Origin of the sequence: Methanospirillum stamsii, from assembly GCF_003173335.1 — an archaeon.
Classification (GTDB): Archaea; Halobacteriota; Methanomicrobia; order Methanomicrobiales; family Methanospirillaceae; genus Methanospirillum; species Methanospirillum stamsii.
In genome coordinates this window covers 10492-30037 of record NZ_QGMZ01000007.1, presented here as the reverse complement: position 1 = coordinate 30037, position 19546 = coordinate 10492, and the positions used below count along the sequence as shown (strand labels likewise).

The following is a 19546-nucleotide window of genomic DNA, read 5'->3' as shown; positions in this document are numbered from 1 at the left end:
TCAGACTTTTGCAACCGAGACAGGAATAATCTTCATTCCATAACCGGGATGTACTTCGAAACTTACAAGGTTACCGGTGGTTTTCCTGGCCCCTCTGACCTTAACCACTTCAAGGACCATGACGTACTTGTCACCCATCAGTTTTCTCATGAGGAGCAGGTGTGCATCACAAATAGATCTAACCCGGGTCAGCACCTCATCAGTAAATGCATAACTATGCATGGTGATGAGAATGGTTTTTCCCTGGTCACAGATGTTCTTTGCCTGGGTCAGGAACGAAAGGACCGATTCATTTGTGGTATATTCGGTAAAAATAGTCAGTGAATCGATGATTGCCACATCTGTATTACTGAATTTTACATGGGTGATAATCCTATCCAGGATATCGTTCATTGCATCCGGTGTCCACTTGAATTCCACCAGGTGACAGTGAAAAAGCCGGATATAACCCCAGGCAAAAAAATCAGAGATGTCAAGTGACATCGATTCCATCTGGGTCAGGAAACTTTTTGTCGTAAGTTCTGTAGAAAAGAGGTCTACCCGGAGGTTGTTATGCATACTTCCCCACATAAACTGCTGGGTCAGTACAGATTTTCCGGTATCATTTTCCCCTTCAATGAGAGTTAATGACCCTAATGGTAAACCATCTGCAATTTTTTTATCGATTTCAGCGTTTCCGGTCGTGAGGATCTTACGTTCTTCCTTGCCCAGGAGATCGGCAATATCGCCCCGTGTATCCTCGCCCCCCGATAAGTCTAATTCTGCCATGTGATGAATGCCCCTAAATAAATTGGTATTACTATGCTAATACGTGTTCTCTATTAAATTCAATCTTGTGTATATTTTTTAATCTATGTAACTGCACCTGATGCAGAAACCCCGTTCGGGGTTACAATTTTAACAAAGTTCGGAGTGTACGCAAGAGAAATTTCTGCCTGTACTATTTCAGAAGGGTCCCAAAAACCCTTATTAATAATATCCTCAGTAATGTCAAAAGTCGACAAATCAGTCAATGAATAACGTGATGTCGCTTTTGTTGCATCATTGGTTATAAAAAAATCAAAGCCGACATCGGTTTTCTTAAATGAGGTTGTACCATTATTTGAAATATAAAAGGTCAGAGTGCCTCCACTGTAAACAGGACTGGGATTAGCCATTGAGAGATCTGTCTGCTGAATAGAATCATGGATTAACGACATTTCACTTTGAGTATAAATCGTGGTCTCAGCGATAGTTAATATCCCTGTCGCAATTACATATCCGGCTAACAATATCAGAATAAGGCTCACTGCACCTGAAATGAGTGAAGATGCCATGATTAGTTATTCGTAGAGAATGCAATGGTTCTTCTCACACTGTTAGGTAAGGCAAATGAGAACGATATCTGATCTCCGGAATCGATGGTAGGACTTACAATGGTTATCTCTAATGTCTCACCAATATCCCAGTATCCATCATCTGTTGCTCCCATCAGATCATAAGTGAATCCACTACTATAAGTTCTCATAGATACCTGATTATCTACTCCAAAAAAGACATCTGAATTCTGAATCTCGCTTATTGATATACGATTTGCACCGACATTTTTTAGCCAGACCTTTACAGTATCTGGTGTATTATAGGCATACGTATTAATAATCCGAAAATCCGTCTTTAGTTTCTGCTCAGCCGACGACGAGACAGTCCCGAAGGTATCTCCGGCAGAAAATATCGCCGGAAGAATCGCGGTAATAAGGACTGCCGCCCCAAGGACAGCCCCTATTATCATTATTGATGATGATATCGCTTCGCTCGCCATACTGGCAGTTACTCACGGGAAGGAATATACTCAAACTCAGAGTCATCCTCTACCAGGTTATCTGTTTCCTCTATCCGTCCGGATGGCATGGTCATCTTCCGCTTTTCAATCAGCACATCAAGCATATCACGGTCAAGACCTGGATCTTCGGGCTGAAGAATGCGGTTGAGTTCATAGAGTGCAAGCACGAATTCATCGGCTTTCATCTCATGGACCTCTCCGATAGAGGGTGCCATGAGCCGGGCAATATCCTTAACCTGTTTGCAGTGCTCTTCAGAGATGTGACCCATCTCCTTATAGGACTCAAGCATAAGATCAACCCGGTCATGCCCATACCGTTTCACGTTGTTTGTCGTCCATTCAAACAGGCTGTAAACTTTTTGAATTTTCACCTTCTCACGCGGTTTTTTCTGTTTTACTGGCTCTGCAGCCGTGGCAGGCTGGGCAAACAACTGATTTCTGAGCGCTTCAAGCATTCCTTTCTCTGCTGCAAGAGAGGACAATGCTGATGAGACACTTGCTGCTCCCCCACCGATTCCGGCAGTAGTTCCCATATCCGGCTGACCTGACGGCTCAATTGCTTCTGGCTCCTCTGACATAGACATCGCCCCCTCATCTCCTGAAAAACCTCCGACTGTAGGTTCTTCATCATAATCATCAATATACCCCTCCATGGGAGTGGGTGTTGCGGTCTGTTGACCAACAAACTCCACCGGGTTCCCCTTTAACGCCTGAACGAGCGGATTTTCCGCATCATTCATACGTTCCCGTATATCGATGAGCAGGCGTTTAATCGAGGTTTTCAGCAGTTCAACTTCATCTCTTAGTTTGAGAAGTTGAATCTCCGGATCTTCGGCAGATGCCGAAGAAATGATGCTGTCTACCTGCGCCTGGTTGACTGGCATAATGATGTAATCATTACCATCAGAAGTATAAATACATTGTTTTGATTGGATAAATGATGATTTTTCAGATTTTTAAGACCATGCCGGGCGTTTTTTAATAGACAGCCTAATTTTTAACTTTTTTTGTTTCCAGCCGGAAATGATGAAAGAACCGGTGATGATCATATGGATATACTACAACCGTCGAAGAAAAGACCCTGGACATTCCAAATATATAAATGTGAAAAAACATCTCATCTCCACAACCCTTATTTCATATCATTCCAACCGGGTAATGAATGAAAATATTACTACCCGTCATCACTTTTCTGACACTATTACTTTTTGTCCAGATAACGTTTGCAGAAACAGGTGAAATGACCGCAGATGAACATTACCTCATGGGAAATGCATATTCATCCTTTGGTCAGTTTGATAATGCAACCATTGAATATCGTCGGGCGGTAGAGTTAAAACCTGATTTTACCGATGCATGGAGTAATCTTGGTTTTGCGTTAAACAGACTGGGAAGACATAATGAAGCGCTTTTAGCTTCAGATAATGCAACCAGGATTAATCCAAATGATGCAGATGCCTGGTATAACCGGGGGTACACCTTTGGAATGCTCAAACGATATAACGAAGAGATTGACTCATACAGGCAGGCTTTAAGCATTAAACCAAACTTTTCAAGTGCATGGGAAAATATGGGGGTTGCATATTTTGATCAGGGCAAGTATGAAGAGGCCATTAGTGCATTCAGAAACGAGACGGCATATGAACCTGACAATGCAATTGCTTGGTATTACCTGGGGACGGTCTATGAAAAAACCGAACAATTACCTGATGCGATTGGTGCATTTGAGAAAGCAATCGAGATTTCACCAAATCTTACCATGGTAAATAACCGCCTTAAATCGATTCGGAATAATCTTACCAGTAATTCATCAGAAAATACCACTCATGCAGGATCAGAAACCGGCGATTCAAAGAATATCTTATCCGGAATCCTGGATTTTCTCAAATAACTTTTATCCCACTGTTTTTCCAGTGAAAAACATTAGGAGAATTATCAGAACCGGCTGATGAATCAGATAAATTACGAGAGAATTTTTTCCTGCTGCAATGATGGGTAAAACCCATTTTGGCACTTCCGGATTCCAGGTTCTCAATTGATTTCCTTTAGGATACATGAGTTTTCCAATACATAATCCGAGAAGGAAAGGTGCAAACCAGGGAATAACCGGGGTATAATCAATCGACGTAAAACCTTCCGGGTTCATTCCTGTCCATGCCATCCATAATGGTCCGGAGGGTATGTCAAAATACAGCGGCACAATAAGCAGAATGCATGCAAGAACCAGATTTGTATAGAAGAACCGATGAAAAAGAGGGGACAAGATAAGCGCTAGTCCTATCAGATGCAATATACCAAATACCACATACCCTTCTCCGTGTAAAAACCACCAGGTAACAATGGTGATTCCAAAACCAATCAGGATTAGTTTTCCGCCACGGAGCAGAAACACCTCTACTTGTTTGTGAAAACCTGGAGTCTTTTCTGCTTTTAAATGTGCAGAAATGCCGGCGATAAGTATAAATAACGTTGCAGTGCTGATACCGAAAATTTTTAGAAAGCCATGATAAGGCGAAGGGCCAGGTAATCCAAAAAAATTCAGATCTACAAAGAAGTGAAATACGATCATCATGGCAATAGCAAGACCACGGCATCCGTCAAGTTCCGGATACCGGACCGGCTTTTCTGCCATGAATAATTCAGACCTGTGTCTTCCCACAGACCGGACAAAAACGTGCCAAACCCGGAATACGAACCCCGCAGTGAATGCAGAACCTGCTTTTTCCAGTACTGCTTCCCTCCGGAACCAGAGTTTTTCTTTCTAGAAATATGGGTGTAATCCCAGGTTTTTCGATGCAAATTTGCACTGAATCGTCTCCGGGAGCAGAAACGGATAAACGCTGATTCTGGACTGGTTGAGATACCGGTTCATTTTTTACCGGGATTTGAGGAGCCGGAACAGGCTTTGTTATGGCATCCGGAGGTAATGATGCCGGTTCAGGACTAAAAGCCGGCACAGACTCTGGAACTGGAACAGGTGCAGGCGCCTGGATAACTGGTTCTGGAACGGGCGCGGCCTGAATTGGTGCAGGAGGGGCCGGGACCTCAGGAGGCGCTTCTTTTGCGACATTGATGGGAGCAGGTTCCTGGACTACCTGGGAAACCGGCGGTACCGGAGTAACCGGAGGGACTTCCACCGGAGGAGAAGACAGTACCGGTTCAGACACCGGTAATGGTTCAGGCTCTGGTACTGGTTTTTCTTCAGGTTCAGGAGGATATCCATTGATTGCAGTAAACCATTCACGACATTCTGTTTCAGGTTCATCAATCAGTCCGGAAAAAACCAGTTTCATAAGACGGGTCTGACCACCGACTTCCATGGAAACGGCAAGTGACGGACGGTCTTTTTCATCCCGTTCAAACACTGCCCCCTGTATCATTGAAACGGGGATTTCTTTCGCGATAGTGCCGGCACTCTGCTTTGCACTGTCCATCAGAACCAGCCGGTCACTGGTCAGTATTGCAAGAAAACTATAGTTTTTTATCCGGATACCATCACAGTACCGGGTCATGCTTTCACCGATTTCAAGGATACGAAACGGATTAAACTTACCCCCTCCGGATTCTTCTCCGTCTCGACCACCCCTGATATTGTCCATGAATGACATTTACAAGAGCTCCCTGATAAGAGATGGTATCTGTGAAAGCCGGTCTGCGACCGGAACACCGGTTTTTTTAAGCCGCTCAATTTTTGCTACCGCGTCACCTTCACCACCAGTGACAATTGCCCCGGCATGACCCATTCTTTTTTCAGGAGGAGCAGTAGTTCCGGCGATAAATGCAACAACCGGAAGTTCAGCTGCACGTGCGCCCTCTTCTTCAAGGTTGCCACCAAGTTCTCCTAAAATTACCACCGCTTTTGTCTCCGGATCCTTTGCAAACTGTCCGAGTGCATCAGCAAAGGTCTGACCGATGATTGGATCACCCCCAATACCAACAATTGAACTCTGGCCGATTCCTGCTCTGGTAAGTTCATGCACAACTTCATACGTCAGGGTACCACTCCGGGAAATAACCCCGACCGGACCTCTGCTGGCAAGGTGGGCAGGCATGATACCCATGCTGATCTCTCCGGGTGAGAAGAGACCCGGACAGTTCGGGCCGATGACATTACAACCCCGGAACTCTGCATAGGTCACTGCTTTCATGACATCGTGGACCGGAATGTGTTCGGTGATGGCAACAACAAGGTCAAGTCCTGCATCCGCCGCTTCCATGATGGAATCCCCGGCAGCAGAGCCTGGAACGAAAAGGACGGCTGCTGATGCATCCTGATTTTTGGCAGCTTGTAGAATTGAATCATAAACCGGAACACCATGAACCTCCTGCCCGCCTTTTCCCGGAGTAACTCCTGCAACAACGCCTCTGCCACCAACGGACCTTGCATACTGGTTCATCCGGTCAATATGAAAAGAACCCTGGTTTCCGGTCGCACCACACACGATGACACCGGTTTTTTTATCGGCGTAGATCATGATGCTGCCTCCACTGCTGCTTTTACTGCTTCTTCCATAGTGTCCAGCATCAGATATCCTTTCGAAGAGAGGAGGGCCTTCCCTTCTGTTTCATTAGTCCCGGCAAGCCTGACAATAATCTTCTGACCAACTCCGGCCTCAATAATCCCTGCAGCAACCTCATCACACCGGGTGATACCACCAAGGAGATTGACAATAATGACCTTCACATCAGGCATTTTCCCAAGCAGCCTGACTGCATGGGCAACCCTGACCCGGTCAGCCCCACCTCCGACATCAAGGAAATTTGCAGGTTTTCCTCCCAGGTTATTGATGAGGTCAACGGTTGCCATGGTAAGTCCGGCCCCGTTTCCGATGACCCCGATATTTCCCGAGAGTTCAACAAAGGAAAAACCATAGGCATCTGCCTGGCGTTCACGTTCGGAAAGGTCACGGTTTTCTGTAATACCATGCCGGGCAAGGGCATTGTCATCAAGGATAATTTTCCCGTCCGCTGCATACAGCCCGTCAGGGGTCATGACCAGGGGATTAATCTCGGCAAGGATGGCATCCTGTGTCATGAAAACAGTATATAGTTTCTGGATTACCTGACCTATCTCTTTAGGAGCCCCGTTCAGGAGGTACCGGAGAGTGTACCCGGGAATCGTAGAGAGGAGAGGATGAACCATTGCCTTCCGGATTGCGTCGGGGTTTTTTTGTGCTACCTCCTCGATGTCCACCCCACCCTCTGTAGTGAAAAGAATCACCGGCGCTTTTTTAGACCGGTCAATGGTTATGGAAAGATAATACTCATGCTGAATGTTGAGTTTCTCTTCGATCAGGATCTCTTCAACCGGAACTCCTTTTATCTCTGCATTAAAGAGCTGTTCAACGGTTTTAGGAATCTGGTCATATTCTGCCATGAGAATCCCACCGGCCTTTCCCCTGCCGGCCACTTCTACCTGGGCTTTTACGACAGCTTCCCTGATAGCAGGGGTAACCATGAATTCAACACCTTTTTTTATGTGGAGTCCCCGGGGGATCCGTATTCCTGCTTTACTTAGTATCTCCTTTGCTTCGTACTCTTTCATTTTCATGACGAACCACCCGCACTTCCAAGTTCCTGGCCTCGTTTCATCGCTTTCAGATTGAGTTCTTCTGTTCCTTTCGGTACACTGTCAAGAATTGCTTTTTCAAGAGCCTTACCGGATATTACCGGAGTGGCACTGCTTAATGCTCCGAGCATGATGATATTTGCTACAATTTCGCGTCCAAGTTCCTTTTTGGCAACACCAGTTGCCGCAATTCCTACCCACGGGCAGGAAGGCCGGTCATGGACAAGGTCAGAGTCCAGGAGCATTACCGCGTCTTTTCTGGGATTTGACCCATACTTTTCAAATCCCTGCTGACTCATAATGACATACGTATCAGGGTCACGAACCTTCGGATATAAAATCGGTTCATCATCAATGATGACCGCACTCATTGACGCACCGCCTCTCGCTTCCGGACCATACACCTGGGTCTGCACGACATGTTTGTCATCGTAAAGAGCAGCAGCACGGCCAAGAATCACCGCAGACAGGATGATCCCCTGACCACCAAATCCGGAGAACCTGACTTCATGCCTCATCAGGCACCCCCATGACCGGACGTGCTCTCCGGACAAATTCACCTACCGGAAACGAATCTGCAGGCATATCCTGCCCGGATTTTTCCATGCTTTCCCATTTATCCTTCAGAATTGCATGAGCTTTCAGGTGGGTTATGTAATCAACCGGTTCACGGTATTTATTGCGTCTTCCATAAGATGTCGGGCACTGGCACCTGACTTCAATAAGGGAGAAACCAGGAGTATTTAAACCATTAAGCACCGCTTCGGTCAGTTGTTTTACATGAAATGATGTCCACCGTGCAACATAATTTGCACCGGCGGCAACAGCCAGATCAACCAGGTCAAACGGTGTCTCTGAAGCACCATAGGGGGTAGTAGTTGATGTTTTTCCGAGTGGTGTTGTGGGACTTCCCTGTCCGCCGGTCATCCCGTAAATATGGTTATTCATGCAGACAACCGTGAGATCGATATTTCTCCGGCATGCATGGATGAAATGGTTACCTCCGATTGCCGCAAGATCTCCATCTCCGGTAAAAACTACTACATGCAGGGAGGGATCTGCCATCTTTACCCCGGTCGCAAAGGCTATCGCACGACCATGGGTGGTGTGGAGTGAATCGGTCAAGATATATCCGGGAGCACGGGAAGAGCACCCGATACCAGAGAGAAATACGGTATTTTTCCGATCCCATCCCGTCATTGAGACCGCTTCCAGGACACAGTTAACTATTGTGCCGTTTCCACAACCAGCACAATAGATATGGGGAAGACGGTCAGCCCGGAACCACTCATCTCTCATGTGGTACTCTCCGCAATTTTGACTGCCTCGATAAGGTCTTCAGGAGTATGGAGTTCTCCACCAATCCGGCTTACTGGTATCACCGGGATTTTTACATGACGACCGACTTCACGAACTATCATACCAAGATTCATCTCAGGAACGATAAATGCCCGACATTTAGGGAACCGTTTCAGGAGTTCTTCAGGAAATGGCCATACGATCCGGAGTTGCAGGTATCCGGTTTTTGGAACCTTCCTTTTATCGACTACTTCTTTTACCGTCCGGACAGGTGCCCCGTAGCAGACAAAAACATACTCTGCATCTTCATTGACTATGGTATAATCGGCGATTTCATGCCGGGCATCTTCAATCTTTGAGACAAGTCTGCGAACAAGGGCATCATGACGGGCCGGGTTTGTAGTATCCGGGTATCCACGCTCGTCATGGGTAAGACCGGTCACATGAGTATATCTGCCGGTTCCAAAGGGTGCAAATCCCGGAACCCCGTCCGGGCCGGGAGTAAAGGGGAGCATTCCTTCCGGAAGAGTTTTCGGGCGTACTATCTCCACAGAATCAGGGATTTCTAACTTCTCCCGCATATGCCCGATTACTTCGTCTGCCATGAGAAAGACCGGAGTCCTGAACCGGTCAGCTAGGTTGAACGCTTTTGCAGTCAGGTCAAAACATTCCTGAACAGAAGACGGACACAAGGCAATGATACTGTAATCTCCGTGTGAACCGAACCTGACCTGCATCATATCCCCTTGTGCTCCCATGGTCGGCTGTCCGGTTGACGGACCTCCACGCTGAATATTTACCAGAACACATGGAGTTTCAGTCATAACCGCATACCCGATGTTCTCCATCATCAGAGAAAACCCGGGTCCTGAAGTCGCCGTCATGGAACGTGCTCCAGTCCATGCGGCCCCGATTATGGCAGCCATGGAGGCAATCTCATCCTCCATCTGGATGAAACATGAACCTTTTATCTTTGGCATTCGTGCAGCCATATGTTCTGCAACTTCGGTTGACGGAGTTATCGGATACCCACCAAAAAAAGTGCAGCCGGCCGCAAGTGCTCCCTCAGCACTTGCAATGTTCCCCTGCATGAATGTAATACGGCTAATACTCAATCACCACTTTCATCGGTTCATAGGGTTTTTCAGGTACCCATCGGATTGCCTGGTCCGGACAGATTAACGCACACACTCCGCATAATCTTCGTCCGTATAATTCCTGGAGCCGGCAGTTCGGGCACCTTTCAGGCCGGTCCAGTTCAGGAATATAAATCCCCTTGCGGTTTGGACGACTCCCCGGCCTGTAAATTTTGTATGGACAGACCATGGTACAGAGGTTACATCCTTTGCACCGGGACTCGTCAATCTCGAGTTTCATATTTCGGTCGTACTGGTTGGATACATACCCTGAAATACTTCATGTGCATGCTCATCAACCACGGCAAAGAGATCCCCGCCATGTGCATCCATTGCAACAGTTAGCGGAAGTTTATCAAGCTTGATTTCCCAGACCGCTTCGGCCATACCCAGGTCTTTATAATGAACCCCGGTAAGGGTCATACATGCAGCGGCAAGGTTGGCACATCCTCCGGTGAACGCAAAGTAAACAGCCCTCCCTTTAAGTTCATTCCTTACTTGTGCCGACATTCCGCCTTTCCCGATTAACCCGCGAACTCCGGCATCAAGCATGAACCCGGTCAGTTTGTTCATCCGGGCAGAGGTAGTAGGCCCGGCAACAACGATCCGGTTATCACTGATTACCGGACCGCAGTGATAAATAACCGCACCATCCGGATTAAAGGGAAATCCTTCCTCCTGTATTCGCATATGGGCCTCATCCCTGGCGGTGTAGACGGTCCCGGAAAGGGTGACCACATCTCCTGCTTTCAGATCAAGGATCTCATCACCGAGCGGTGTTTTCAGGTGTTTCATATGATAACCTCCTCACTGGCTCTCCGGGCTGCCCAGCACTGGATATTCACCGCCACCGGAAGAGAAGCGGTGTGACAACCGGCAGTTTTTACTTTTACTGCAAGACAGGTGGTATCTCCGCCAAGACCCATGGGCCCAATACCAAGCAGGTTTACCTTGTCACAGATATCCTGTTCATATGAGGACATGCAGGATACCGGTTCTAACAATGCTTCTTTTGCAAGAGATGCAGCAACATCAAATGTACCCCCAATACCGACACCAAGGATAACCGGAGGACATGGACGCCCACCTGCTTTTAGCATGGTCTCGACCACAAACTTTACGATACGATCCTTTTCAGAAGGATTCATCATCCTAATACGGGAGACATTTTCTGATCCTGCTCCTTTCGGAAGAGCAGTGATGGTAAACCGCTCTCCAGTGGTCACATGAACCGGAGGCATCATAAGTCCGGTATTTGTTCCGGTGTTCTCCCGGCTTAAGGGATCTACAAGGTTAGGCCGGAGTGGAACTTTGGTTGTAGCAGCACGGATACCCGCATGAACTGCCTCTTCCATCTCCCTGGTCCATGAAAGACCAGGAGGAATGGTCACATAGATTACCGGAATGCCGGTATCCTGGCAGAGCGGCGCCAGCCTCTCTTCTGCAAGACGAATATTTTCCAGAATATTTTCAAGTTCCTGTTTTGCTACAGGACTTGACTCAGTATTTCTGGCACAAAGGAGCCGGTCCTTTACATCATCGGGAAGATAGATTTCAGAATTCCGGACTGCATTATATGTAGCATCAGAGATTTTTTGTAATAATGCCGGATCACCTGAACCAGACATGAATTACATATCTGTATGATAGCGGTAAAGAACTGATGTGATGAACCAAAAAAAGAACAGGAAAAGAAGTTATGATTCCTGTTTCATCTGTATTTCAAGATGGGTAGAAGATGGGAGTTTATGACCACCATGACGGAGGGCATCCTTGATCTTTTCAACACCTGCCGGGGATGAAAACACAGAAAAGATCTTCTGGTTCTGCTGGACACGTGCTGCAGTGCCGACTGCCTTACCAAATGCAAGGCGCATACCCTGTGACACACGGTCTGCACCTGCGCCGGTTGCCTGCTTGTTTTCACGCAGAACATGATGAGGATAGGTCCGCAGTTTGAGGTGGTAGTTCATACGCCCCAGTTCCTTGTTCAACTTTCTGTTAATGCTCATACGGGCTGCTTCGAGAGCAGAGTGCCGAATCTGGCAGCTCTCGTTGACAACCAGGGAAACTTCCATTGGAAATTCGCTTGTCAGGTTCCCCATGTCAAAGTGGACAACCTTAACACCAGGGATACCTCCCATATATTCCTTGCGAGTATAGGCCTTTTTTGCAAGGTTTCTGTACATGCTGTTTGGTTTTCTGACCATGAACCCGAACTCCTGTATTGATTTGTGCTTTTATAAATTGCCGGATTTGCACTTAATCCTTTCTTCCTTACGTTCATCTTCATCTATCATCTCAAGCAAAGAACGTCTGAGATCGATGAATTCCTTGTTGGTCCGATCCCTCGGACGCGGAATGGAGATGTTGATGATCTCCCGTATCCTTCCAGGACGAGGGGAGAGAACCACAACCCGGTCTGATAAAAAGACCGCTTCATCACAACTATGCGTGACAAACAGAATAGTCTTCTTTTTTGTCCCCCAGATGTCAAGCAATTCACACTGCATGTGATTTCTTGTCTGGGCATCAAGTGCCCCGAACGGTTCATCCATTAAGAGGAGGTCAGGGTCGGTTGCGAGAGCACGGGCTATTGCAACTCTTTGCCGCATTCCTCCGGACAACTCGTACGGGTAACTCTCTTCAAACTGAGTGAGTCCGACAAGTGCGATGAATTTTTTTGCAATCGAATACCGCTCCTCTTTTCCGATACCCCTCATACGGAGACCGAATGCCACATTGGTCAGTACATTCTGCCAGGGGAATAGAGAGTACTCCTGAAATACCATCCCGACTTTCTGACCCGGACCGGTGATGAGCTCCCCATCTACCCTGACTTCGCCGGAGTTGGCAGTGTCAAGCCCGGCAATAATTCTGAGCAGAGTTGTCTTTCCACATCCGGACGGCCCGACAAATGAGACAAATTCATCGTCCGCAATGGTAAGGTTCACATCAGAGAGAGCAACAACGCGACCTCCATCATCCCGGGTAAACTCCCTGAAAAGGTTTGTTATCTCAACCCGGCCCATCAGTTCACCTCCCCTTCACGCCACTTCAGAAGTGTCCTGTTCATCGCATACCTGAAGAGATAATCAATAATAAGGCCGACAAATCCCAGGATCAACATATACACCATGACATTGTCCATCTGGTGGAGGTTGTAATACCACCATATTTTCTGTCCAAGACCAAATTTTGAAACTCCAAACATCTCGGCTGCCACAAGACACATCCATGCTACCCCGCTTGCAACCCGAAAACCGGCTGCAAGATGTGGAAGAGCAGCAGGAAGGGCAATATGCCGAATCAATGCAGCATTACTCGTGCACCCAAGCATTTTTCCTGCCTCGACAAATATCCGGGGAATATTTCGAAACCCCTCGTAGGTATTTATCAGTACCGGAAAAACCGAGCCAATAAAGATGACAAAACCCGCTGCCAGATCAGTCAGCCCGAACCAGACAATTGCAAAGGGAATCCATGCAAGTGGCGGGATAGGACGAATAATTTCAATGATGGGGTCCAGGAACCGGTTCGCCCGCGGAAACCATCCGATAAGGATGCCCAAAGGAACCCCGACAAGTATGGATAAACCAAGGCCGATGAAGAAATGAACCATACTCACCAGAAAATCCATTGAGAGGGTCCCAACCGAGAGCAGTCCAAAAAACGCAAAGACCACATCGGTAAAAGACGGCAGAATAAACCGGTTCTGGACTATCACATCTGCTAATATCTGCCAGATTATCAGCACTACTGATATTGAAAAGACAATATAGCCAGGGGATCGGGATCCCGAAAGATTTCCTTTCATTCCTTATCTCACAACGTGCCGTGAACAGGCACAGGTAATCAGTATACTGAGGTTAGAGAAAAAGAAAAGGTATGGGTTCAGCGTTACAGCTTACCCCAGAAGGTAGTATCAAAGAGATCATCTGCAGAAACAGGTGTTTTGATATACCCGAGAGCGACCTGATCGGTTGCGTAATTAGAGACAGATTCCAGGATAATGTTTGGATCAGATACCCATTTTCCATCCCATTCTTCAAGAGACTTGAGAATGATTGGCGTTTCCATGGAGGTCATCTCATTCATGTATCCGGCTGCTTCTTCCCAGTGCTCATTATTATAATCGGTCGCCTGCTGGTTAATTCTCAAGACTTCTTCCACTATCTCCGGGTGTTCCTTGATCATTTTTCCGCTTGCAACAAGAACACAGCATGCATGGTTCGGACTCATCTCACCAGACTGAACGATGATTTTTCCTGCTCCAGCTTCTTCGATGGTTGTTGGTGAAGGAGCGGGGAGGAAGACTGCATCAACTTTTCCGGCCATGATTGCAGTGGTTGCGTCACCAGGACCCATTCCAACAATCTTAAGGTCTTTTTCTGTATCAATTCCCTGCTCTTTCAGCCAGGTGCGCAGAATTGTATCCTGGATTGTTCCTGCCGGGAATGTTGCAATGGTCAGACCTTTCAGATCTGCCGGAGCAGTATAATTCAGACCGGTCTTCAGAACGAGTGATGACCCCTGGGTCTGGACAGCGCCGATGATCTTCCCGTCAAGTCCGGTGGCAACGGCGGTTACAAACGGTGCAGAACCAACATAGGCAAAGTCAAGATCTCCTGCGAGCATTGCCTGCATTTCAGGAGCTCCTGTCGGGAAACTGAAGGCTTTTACTTCTTTTATTCCCATTGGAGCCAGGGTTTCATTATACATGCCCTTGCTGTACGCGGTCATGAATGCCATCTGATGCGTACTTGGCTGATACCCGACATTAAGAACTGTTTTTTCTCCGGTTGTGGTTTTTTGATCTGCAACCGGGGCTGTTTCCTGAGTGCCGGTACATCCGCACAGAAGTACCAGACCAGTGATGAGAAAGAGAGAAACAATGAACCATATGTTCTTCAACACAATCACCTGGACTAAGGTAGGAAATACTTCTTTTTAAAGTACCTCAAATGAGGTCGATATAAATCCTTTAAGGGCATTTTTTCTGATTTTTGTGCCCTTTTTGTATAATCGTAATCGGACGAAATCATATCAATGAGTTCTTCGGATGCCGGCATTACTCCGGTGGGCATTAATGATCCTCAGAAGAAAGAAGTACGGGATTATGACCAGAGATGTCGTCAGAAAGGCACGGCTCTCCGGGAAGAGAACTGAAGATATCGAATCACTCCTCTCTTCCATGGAGGCGGACAGGAATATTGCTTCTTCAGATGTTCTGGTCGATATGGCGCATCTTTTGATGCTGACCAGACAGAAGGTCGTAAGTGAGGTACATGCTAAAACCCTGATGCGGGAACTTCTTATGATGTACGAATCCGGAGTCCCTGCCGATGCATATGATCCTTCTTTTGAGGATATTCATGCAGGAATTGAAACCATCCTGACACGAAAGACCGGAGGGGATGCAGGAGGCAGACTGCACATCGGCCGGTCACGCAATGACGAGGTTGCCACCTGTCTTCGTATCCGGACAAGGGATACTGTTCTTGACCAGCTTGAGGCACTTGCACGACTTCGGGAAGTGCTGCTTAACGTTGCATCAGAGAATGTAACATCTGTGATGCCCGGATTTACTCATCTGCAGCATGCACAGCCGGTTACCCTGGCCCACCATCTGCTTGCGTATGAGCAGATCTTTGCACGGGACTTTGACCGGCTCATAGAGGCCCTTTTCCGGGTGAATTATTCTCCTCTTGGATCTGCAGCACTTGCATCAACCGGCTATCCGCTGGACAGGGAATTTACTGCTGCACTCTTAGGCTTTAACGGATACATGGGCAACTCCATGGATGCAGTTGCGTCGCGGGATTTTGCCGAGGAAGTACTTGCCTGCGACACGATGCTCATAACACATGTTTCCCGGTTTTGCGAAGAATTGATCATCTGGAGTTCGTCATTTGTCAGGTTTGTCACCCTTGATGACCGGTACTGCTCCACGAGTTCCATTATGCCACAGAAGAAAAACCCGGACGTTGCAGAGATTTTAAGATCACGATCCGGGACACTTCTTGGGAGTTTTGTATCAGCAGTCACTATCATGAAAGGACTGCCCATGGCATACAACCGGGATATGCAGGACCTTAACCCCCACCTCTGGCGGGGAATCATTGACGTGAGAAGAGACCTGGATCTCCTGGCCGGGATGATTGCAACGGCAGAATTTAACCTCAGCCGTATGGAAGAGGAAGCGGGAAAGGGTGGAAGCACCACAACTGAACTGGCTGACACCCTGGTAAGGGAGTATAATATTCCTTTCAGAACTGCTCACCATATCGTGGGAAGAGCGGTAAAAGAAGGGGCACTGGACCTTGCAACTCTTGACAGGGCAGCAGAAGAATTCCATGGAGAAAGACTCTCTTCACTCGGCCTTACCCAGGAAAAAATAACATCCGCTCTTTCGGTGACAAGATCCCTTTCAGTCCGGAATCTTCCCGGAGGACCTGCTCCGGAGATGGTCAGTTCTTCACTTCAGGACAGAAGAGAAGTACTTGCACAGGACAGGGAACTGGTTTTGGATAAGAGAACAAAGATTACAGAATCAATTCAGGAATTAATCACACAGGCACGGAGAATCGCACAATTATGAATGAAAAACTGGAAACAGGAGATATCGTCAGATGCACCCTGAAGGGATGTACCTGCGAAGGCACCTACATTGCTACCCGTGAAGGGATGGCAACCGTAAAACTGACATCAGGATACAATATCGGAGTACCGCAGGATGCACTGACAAAGACCGGATCATCAGAGATGGCCGAACCACAGATCACCGAAATACGTCAGAAGAGTGACCTTCCCCTGATATCAATCGTTTCAACCGGTGGGACCATCGCAAGTAAGATAGATTACCGGACCGGGGCAGTAACCAGCCAGTTTCGGGCATCTGATATCCTGAATGCTATTCCCGGCCTTGCAACCATTGCTCAGTTCAGGGCAGTCCAGCTCTGTAATATCCTTTCAGAAAATATGACTCCTGCCATCTGGCAGCAGCTTGCACGGGCAATTCATGATGAAATAAAAGCAGGAGCACAGGGAATTATTGTGACACACGGAACTGATACGATGGCATATAGTGCGGCTGCGGTCAGTTTTATGCTCAAGACCCCGGTGCCTGTGGTCTTTGTCGGATCCCAGCGATCTGCTGACCGGCCAAGCAGTGATAATGTCATGAACGGGATGTGTGCAGCCGGAGCAGCCCTTTCCACTCTTGGCGAGGTTGTTGTTGTCATGCACGGATCAACAAGCGATGATTTCTGTGCCATTCACCGGGGAACCAGGGTCAGGAAGATGCATACATCACGGCGTGATGCATTTCAGACCATTGGAACTGAAACTCTCGGAACTGTTTCGTACCCCGCTCTTGAAGTTACTCTCAATTCAGGGGCTGTCAGGAGAGGTGCTACGGAACTTTTCCTGAAGGAGAAGCTCGAAGAAAAGTGTGGTATTGTCTGGTATTATCCGGGCATGTCCCCGGACACTCTTTCGGCATGGAACGGCTACAAGGGAATTATCCTTGCCGGAACCGGTCTTGGGCACTCGGGTACTGACTTCATTGCCCGGATCAAGGAGATGCATGCAGCAGGAACCGTGTTTGTAATGACATCCCAGTGCCTGAACGGAAGGGTCTGTGACCGGGTGTATGATACCGGAAGAGATCTCCTTGGTGCAGGAGTCATTGAGGGAGAAGACATGCTTCCGGAGGTTGCTCTTGTGAAACTTATGTGGGTACTTGGAAACAGCAAAAATCCGGATGAAGCGAGGGAACTGATGAAACAGGATCTCGCTGGCGAGATGACACGGAGGTCACGGGTATGAGTGACGATTATCAGGCTCTCGGGCTTATCGCCGGTATTGAGATCCACCAGCAGCTGAATACAAAAGAGAAACTGTTCTGCCGGTGTCCGACCACGATCCGGGAGACTGAAGATTCAACCGGGGAGTTTTTCCGGTACCTCCGGGCAACAAAAAGTGAGATGGGTGAACTTGACCGGGCTGCTGAAGAAGAGATGATGCAGGTCAGACAATTTCGGTACCTGACTTATGATACCACCTGTCTTGTGGAGAATGATGAGGAACCTCCGGCCCCGCTCAATAATGAGGCCCTTGACATCGTCCTGACAATAGCAAAGGTCTGCGGTATGACACCGGTCCCTGAGATCCATACGATGAGAAAACTTGTTATCGACGGGTCTAACACCAGCGGTTTTCAGCGTACTGCTCTTGTCGCAATGAACGGAACACTTCCCGGAGGAGCGGAGATAGAGACCGTCTGTCTGGAAGAAGAAGCAGCACAACGGATTGAAGATACCTTCTTCTCACTGGACCGTCTTGGAATCCCGCTCATTGAGATCACCACCAGTCCCTGTATGCATACTCCGGAAGCAGTCCAGGAGACCGCAGCACAGATAGGGATGATCCTCCGGTCAACCGGAAGGGTCAAACGCGGGCTTGGAACTATCAGGCAGGACATCAATATCTCCATCCGTGAAGGAGCACGGGTTGAGATAAAGGGAGTGCAGGAACTTGACCTCATCGCTGAAGTCGTCAGGAGAGAGGTGCAGCGTCAGGTCGCTCTCCTCGAAATCAGGGAAGAACTTAAAAGACGGGGAGCCTCAATAGAGAAGACTCCGGTTGATGTGACAGCTCTCTTTGCCGAATGTGGCAGCAGAGTCCTTAAAAAAGCCCCGATGATCCTGGGCATCAAACTGAACGGATTTGCCGGACTTGTCGGCCGTGAAATTCAGCCCGGACGCAGACTTGGGAGTGAGATGTCTGATTATGCCAAGAAGTGCGGAGTTGGCGGGCTTTTCCATACCGATGAACTTCCGGCTTACGGAGTCACCGAAGAAGAAGTTGCAAAACTAAAGGCTGCACTCTCTGCTGAGGAACAGGATTGTGTCATCATTGTTGCAGACAAACCGCAGCGGTGTCAGTGTGCAATGAAACAGATCATCAGAAGGGCAGAGATGGCTTTTGAAGGAGTGGCAAAAGAGACCAGAAAGATGCTCGAAGGTGGGTCAACTGCTTATATGCGACCGCTTCCGGGAGCTGCCAGGATGTATCCGGAGACCGATGTCTTCCAGGTCAGAGTTACCAGAGAACGGTTCGAAGCCCTCGAAGTTCCGGAGATGATTGATGACACCATCTCCCGGTATCTGAAAGACTATGGTCTTACAAAGGAAGTTGCCAGGCAGATGGCGTATTCAGAACGGAGAAGTGCCTTTGAAGAGGCAATTGCTGCAGGGATAAAACCGGCCCTTGCAGAACGTGCCTTTAACTCTACACTTCGTGAACTCAGCCGTGAAGGTGCACAGGTAAGCCGGATTGATGATGAGGATATCGGGAAAATTCTTCAGTCCATTCAATCCGGAGATGTTGCAAAGGAAGCACTCTCCCCAATCCTCAAAGCGCTCTCCGAAGGGAAGTCTCCGGATGAAGCCTGTGCAATTGCAGCTCCAAAAGTTTCTGAAGATGAACTTGCAGCCATCATCAGGCGTATTGTTACTGAACGATCTGACTTCATCAAAGAGCGCGGAAATGCAGCAACAGGCCCGGTAATGGGCATTGTGATGAAAGAAGTGCGGGGATCTGTAGATGGAAAGATTGTAAACCAGATACTCCGCGAGGCCATATCCCAGGTTCTCAATACACCCTGAAAGTTTGATGAATATTAGGCAATCTTTAATTGATGATAACAGGCAATAGTAC

Annotated in this window: 22 protein-coding genes; 4 read left to right on the top strand and 18 right to left on the bottom strand. The window is 47.8% G+C overall.

What is annotated here, in order from left to right; genetic code table 11:
• From DLD82_RS02875 to DLD82_RS02860, 4 genes are all read right to left on the bottom strand, one after another.
• Complete coding sequence (locus DLD82_RS02875) at positions 1-768, bottom strand: ATPase domain-containing protein (protein WP_181391216.1); 768 nt, start codon at positions 766-768, stop codon at positions 1-3.
• Positions 769-851: 83 nt separating this feature from the next.
• On the bottom strand, positions 852-1316 hold the full coding sequence (locus tag DLD82_RS02870; protein ID WP_109939607.1) for a hypothetical protein: 465 nt from the start codon (positions 1314-1316) through the stop codon (positions 852-854).
• Between the two features lie 2 nt (positions 1317-1318).
• Positions 1319-1798 (bottom strand): hypothetical protein, encoded by a 480-nt coding sequence (locus DLD82_RS02865; protein WP_109939606.1) that lies wholly within the window; start codon positions 1796-1798, stop codon positions 1319-1321.
• An 8-nt stretch (positions 1799-1806) separates the two neighbouring features.
• Positions 1807-2703: a hypothetical protein gene (locus DLD82_RS02860; protein WP_109939605.1), complete on the bottom strand. Its 897-nt coding sequence runs from the start codon at positions 2701-2703 to the stop codon at positions 1807-1809.
• A gap of 278 nt (positions 2704-2981) precedes the next feature.
• On the opposite strand from DLD82_RS02860, the gene DLD82_RS02855 reads away from it, so the two are divergent.
• Positions 2982-3710, top strand: coding sequence for a tetratricopeptide repeat protein (locus DLD82_RS02855; protein ID WP_109939604.1), 729 nt, complete (start codon positions 2982-2984; stop codon positions 3708-3710).
• Between the two features lie 3 nt (positions 3711-3713).
• Here DLD82_RS02855 and DLD82_RS02850 read toward each other — a convergent pair whose 3' ends face one another.
• From DLD82_RS02850 to DLD82_RS02785, 14 genes are all read right to left on the bottom strand, one after another.
• Positions 3714-4451 carry a heparan-alpha-glucosaminide N-acetyltransferase gene (locus DLD82_RS02850; RefSeq protein ID WP_109939603.1) on the bottom strand — a complete coding sequence of 246 codons (738 nt, stop codon included), beginning with the start codon at positions 4449-4451 and terminating at the stop codon, positions 3714-3716.
• Positions 4452-4458: 7 nt separating this feature from the next.
• Positions 4459-5427, bottom strand: coding sequence for a zinc ribbon domain-containing protein (locus DLD82_RS18380; RefSeq protein ID WP_181391215.1), 969 nt, complete (start codon positions 5425-5427; stop codon positions 4459-4461).
• Positions 5428-6294, bottom strand: coding sequence for a succinate--CoA ligase subunit alpha (sucD, locus tag DLD82_RS02840; protein WP_109939602.1), 867 nt, complete (start codon positions 6292-6294; stop codon positions 5428-5430). It abuts the gene before it with no gap.
• The gene (locus DLD82_RS02835; RefSeq protein ID WP_109939601.1) at positions 6291-7370 is read right to left on the bottom strand and encodes a succinate--CoA ligase subunit beta; all 1080 of its coding nucleotides are present in this window, start codon (positions 7368-7370) and stop codon (positions 6291-6293) included. Before DLD82_RS02835 ends, sucD begins: the two co-directional genes overlap by 4 nt.
• Entirely contained in the window at positions 7367-7906 is a 540-nt protein-coding gene (locus tag DLD82_RS02830; RefSeq protein ID WP_109939600.1) for a 2-oxoacid:acceptor oxidoreductase family protein, read from the bottom strand. Before DLD82_RS02830 ends, DLD82_RS02835 begins: the two co-directional genes overlap by 4 nt.
• Positions 7896-8687: a thiamine pyrophosphate-dependent enzyme gene (locus tag DLD82_RS02825; protein ID WP_109939599.1), complete on the bottom strand. Its 792-nt coding sequence runs from the start codon at positions 8685-8687 to the stop codon at positions 7896-7898. Before DLD82_RS02825 ends, DLD82_RS02830 begins: the two co-directional genes overlap by 11 nt.
• Complete coding sequence (locus DLD82_RS02820) at positions 8684-9778, bottom strand: 2-oxoacid:acceptor oxidoreductase subunit alpha (protein WP_109939598.1); 1095 nt, start codon at positions 9776-9778, stop codon at positions 8684-8686. Before DLD82_RS02820 ends, DLD82_RS02825 begins: the two co-directional genes overlap by 4 nt.
• Positions 9779-9791: 13 nt before the next feature.
• Positions 9792-10064 carry a 4Fe-4S dicluster domain-containing protein gene (locus DLD82_RS02815; protein WP_109939597.1) on the bottom strand — a complete coding sequence of 91 codons (273 nt, stop codon included), beginning with the start codon at positions 10062-10064 and terminating at the stop codon, positions 9792-9794.
• On the bottom strand, positions 10061-10618 hold the full coding sequence (locus tag DLD82_RS02810; RefSeq protein ID WP_109939596.1) for a FumA C-terminus/TtdB family hydratase beta subunit: 558 nt from the start codon (positions 10616-10618) through the stop codon (positions 10061-10063). The genes DLD82_RS02815 and DLD82_RS02810 overlap by 4 nt, the downstream gene beginning before the upstream one ends.
• On the bottom strand, positions 10615-11451 hold the full coding sequence (locus DLD82_RS02805; RefSeq protein ID WP_109939595.1) for a fumarate hydratase: 837 nt from the start codon (positions 11449-11451) through the stop codon (positions 10615-10617). The genes DLD82_RS02810 and DLD82_RS02805 overlap by 4 nt, the downstream gene beginning before the upstream one ends.
• A gap of 69 nt (positions 11452-11520) precedes the next feature.
• Entirely contained in the window at positions 11521-12033 is a 513-nt protein-coding gene (locus DLD82_RS02800) for a 50S ribosomal protein L16 (protein WP_109939594.1), read from the bottom strand.
• A 30-nt stretch (positions 12034-12063) separates the two neighbouring features.
• Positions 12064-12855: an ABC transporter ATP-binding protein gene (locus DLD82_RS02795; RefSeq protein WP_109939593.1), complete on the bottom strand. Its 792-nt coding sequence runs from the start codon at positions 12853-12855 to the stop codon at positions 12064-12066.
• The gene (locus DLD82_RS02790; protein WP_109939592.1) at positions 12855-13640 is read right to left on the bottom strand and encodes an ABC transporter permease; all 786 of its coding nucleotides are present in this window, start codon (positions 13638-13640) and stop codon (positions 12855-12857) included. The genes DLD82_RS02795 and DLD82_RS02790 overlap by 1 nt, the downstream gene beginning before the upstream one ends.
• Positions 13641-13723: 83 nt before the next feature.
• On the bottom strand, positions 13724-14740 hold the full coding sequence (locus DLD82_RS02785) for an ABC transporter substrate-binding protein (protein ID WP_245920348.1): 1017 nt from the start codon (positions 14738-14740) through the stop codon (positions 13724-13726).
• Between the two features lie 202 nt (positions 14741-14942).
• Here DLD82_RS02785 and argH point away from each other — a divergent pair, with 202 nt between their 5' ends.
• Genes argH through gatE form a run of 3 tightly spaced genes read left to right on the top strand, consistent with a single transcriptional unit; the run spans position 14943 to position 19494 of the window.
• Positions 14943-16424, top strand: coding sequence for an argininosuccinate lyase (gene argH / locus DLD82_RS02780; RefSeq protein ID WP_109939639.1), 1482 nt, complete (start codon positions 14943-14945; stop codon positions 16422-16424).
• Positions 16421-17653, top strand: a complete 1233-nt coding sequence (gene gatD, locus DLD82_RS02775) for a Glu-tRNA(Gln) amidotransferase subunit GatD (protein ID WP_109939590.1) — start codon at positions 16421-16423, stop codon at positions 17651-17653. The genes argH and gatD overlap by 4 nt, the downstream gene beginning before the upstream one ends.
• Positions 17650-19494 carry a Glu-tRNA(Gln) amidotransferase subunit GatE gene (gatE, locus tag DLD82_RS02770; protein ID WP_109939589.1) on the top strand — a complete coding sequence of 615 codons (1845 nt, stop codon included), beginning with the start codon at positions 17650-17652 and terminating at the stop codon, positions 19492-19494. Before gatD ends, gatE begins: the two co-directional genes overlap by 4 nt.
• Positions 19495-19546 lie beyond the last annotated feature (52 nt).

Bases quoted from the DNA above. Each gene is read 5' to 3' on its own strand.
- DLD82_RS02850 (WP_109939603.1), bottom strand. From the start codon at position 4,451: ATGGCAGAAAAGCCGGTCCGGTATCCGGAACTTGACGGATGCCGTGGT.
- DLD82_RS02835 (WP_109939601.1), bottom strand. From the start codon at position 7,370: ATGAAAATGAAAGAGTACGAAGCAAAGGAGATACTAAGTAAAGCAGGA.
- DLD82_RS02820 (WP_109939598.1), bottom strand. From the start codon at position 9,778: ATGCAGGGGAACATTGCAAGTGCTGAGGGAGCACTTGCGGCCGGCTGC.
- DLD82_RS02795 (WP_109939593.1), bottom strand. From the start codon at position 12,855: ATGGGCCGGGTTGAGATAACAAACCTTTTCAGGGAGTTTACCCGGGAT.
- gatE (WP_109939589.1), top strand. From the start codon at position 17,650: ATGAGTGACGATTATCAGGCTCTCGGGCTTATCGCCGGTATTGAGATC.
- DLD82_RS02865 (WP_109939606.1), bottom strand. From the start codon at position 1,798: ATGGCGAGCGAAGCGATATCATCATCAATAATGATAATAGGGGCTGTC.
- DLD82_RS18380 (WP_181391215.1), bottom strand. From the start codon at position 5,427: ATGTCATTCATGGACAATATCAGGGGTGGTCGAGACGGAGAAGAATCC.
- DLD82_RS02825 (WP_109939599.1), bottom strand. From the start codon at position 8,687: ATGAGAGATGAGTGGTTCCGGGCTGACCGTCTTCCCCATATCTATTGT.
- argH (WP_109939639.1), top strand. From the start codon at position 14,943: ATGACCAGAGATGTCGTCAGAAAGGCACGGCTCTCCGGGAAGAGAACT.
- DLD82_RS02790 (WP_109939592.1), bottom strand. From the start codon at position 13,640: ATGAAAGGAAATCTTTCGGGATCCCGATCCCCTGGCTATATTGTCTTT.
- DLD82_RS02860 (WP_109939605.1), bottom strand. From the start codon at position 2,703: ATGCCAGTCAACCAGGCGCAGGTAGACAGCATCATTTCTTCGGCATCT.
- gatD (WP_109939590.1), top strand. From the start codon at position 16,421: ATGAATGAAAAACTGGAAACAGGAGATATCGTCAGATGCACCCTGAAG.
- DLD82_RS02875 (WP_181391216.1), bottom strand. From the start codon at position 768: ATGGCAGAATTAGACTTATCGGGGGGCGAGGATACACGGGGCGATATT.
- sucD (WP_109939602.1), bottom strand. From the start codon at position 6,294: ATGATCTACGCCGATAAAAAAACCGGTGTCATCGTGTGTGGTGCGACC.
- DLD82_RS02805 (WP_109939595.1), bottom strand. From the start codon at position 11,451: ATGTCTGGTTCAGGTGATCCGGCATTATTACAAAAAATCTCTGATGCT.
- DLD82_RS02870 (WP_109939607.1), bottom strand. From the start codon at position 1,316: ATGGCATCTTCACTCATTTCAGGTGCAGTGAGCCTTATTCTGATATTG.
- DLD82_RS02855 (WP_109939604.1), top strand. From the start codon at position 2,982: ATGAAAATATTACTACCCGTCATCACTTTTCTGACACTATTACTTTTT.
- DLD82_RS02800 (WP_109939594.1), bottom strand. From the start codon at position 12,033: ATGGTCAGAAAACCAAACAGCATGTACAGAAACCTTGCAAAAAAGGCC.
- DLD82_RS02830 (WP_109939600.1), bottom strand. From the start codon at position 7,906: ATGAGGCATGAAGTCAGGTTCTCCGGATTTGGTGGTCAGGGGATCATC.
- DLD82_RS02810 (WP_109939596.1), bottom strand. From the start codon at position 10,618: ATGAAACACCTGAAAACACCGCTCGGTGATGAGATCCTTGATCTGAAA.
- DLD82_RS02815 (WP_109939597.1), bottom strand. From the start codon at position 10,064: ATGAAACTCGAGATTGACGAGTCCCGGTGCAAAGGATGTAACCTCTGT.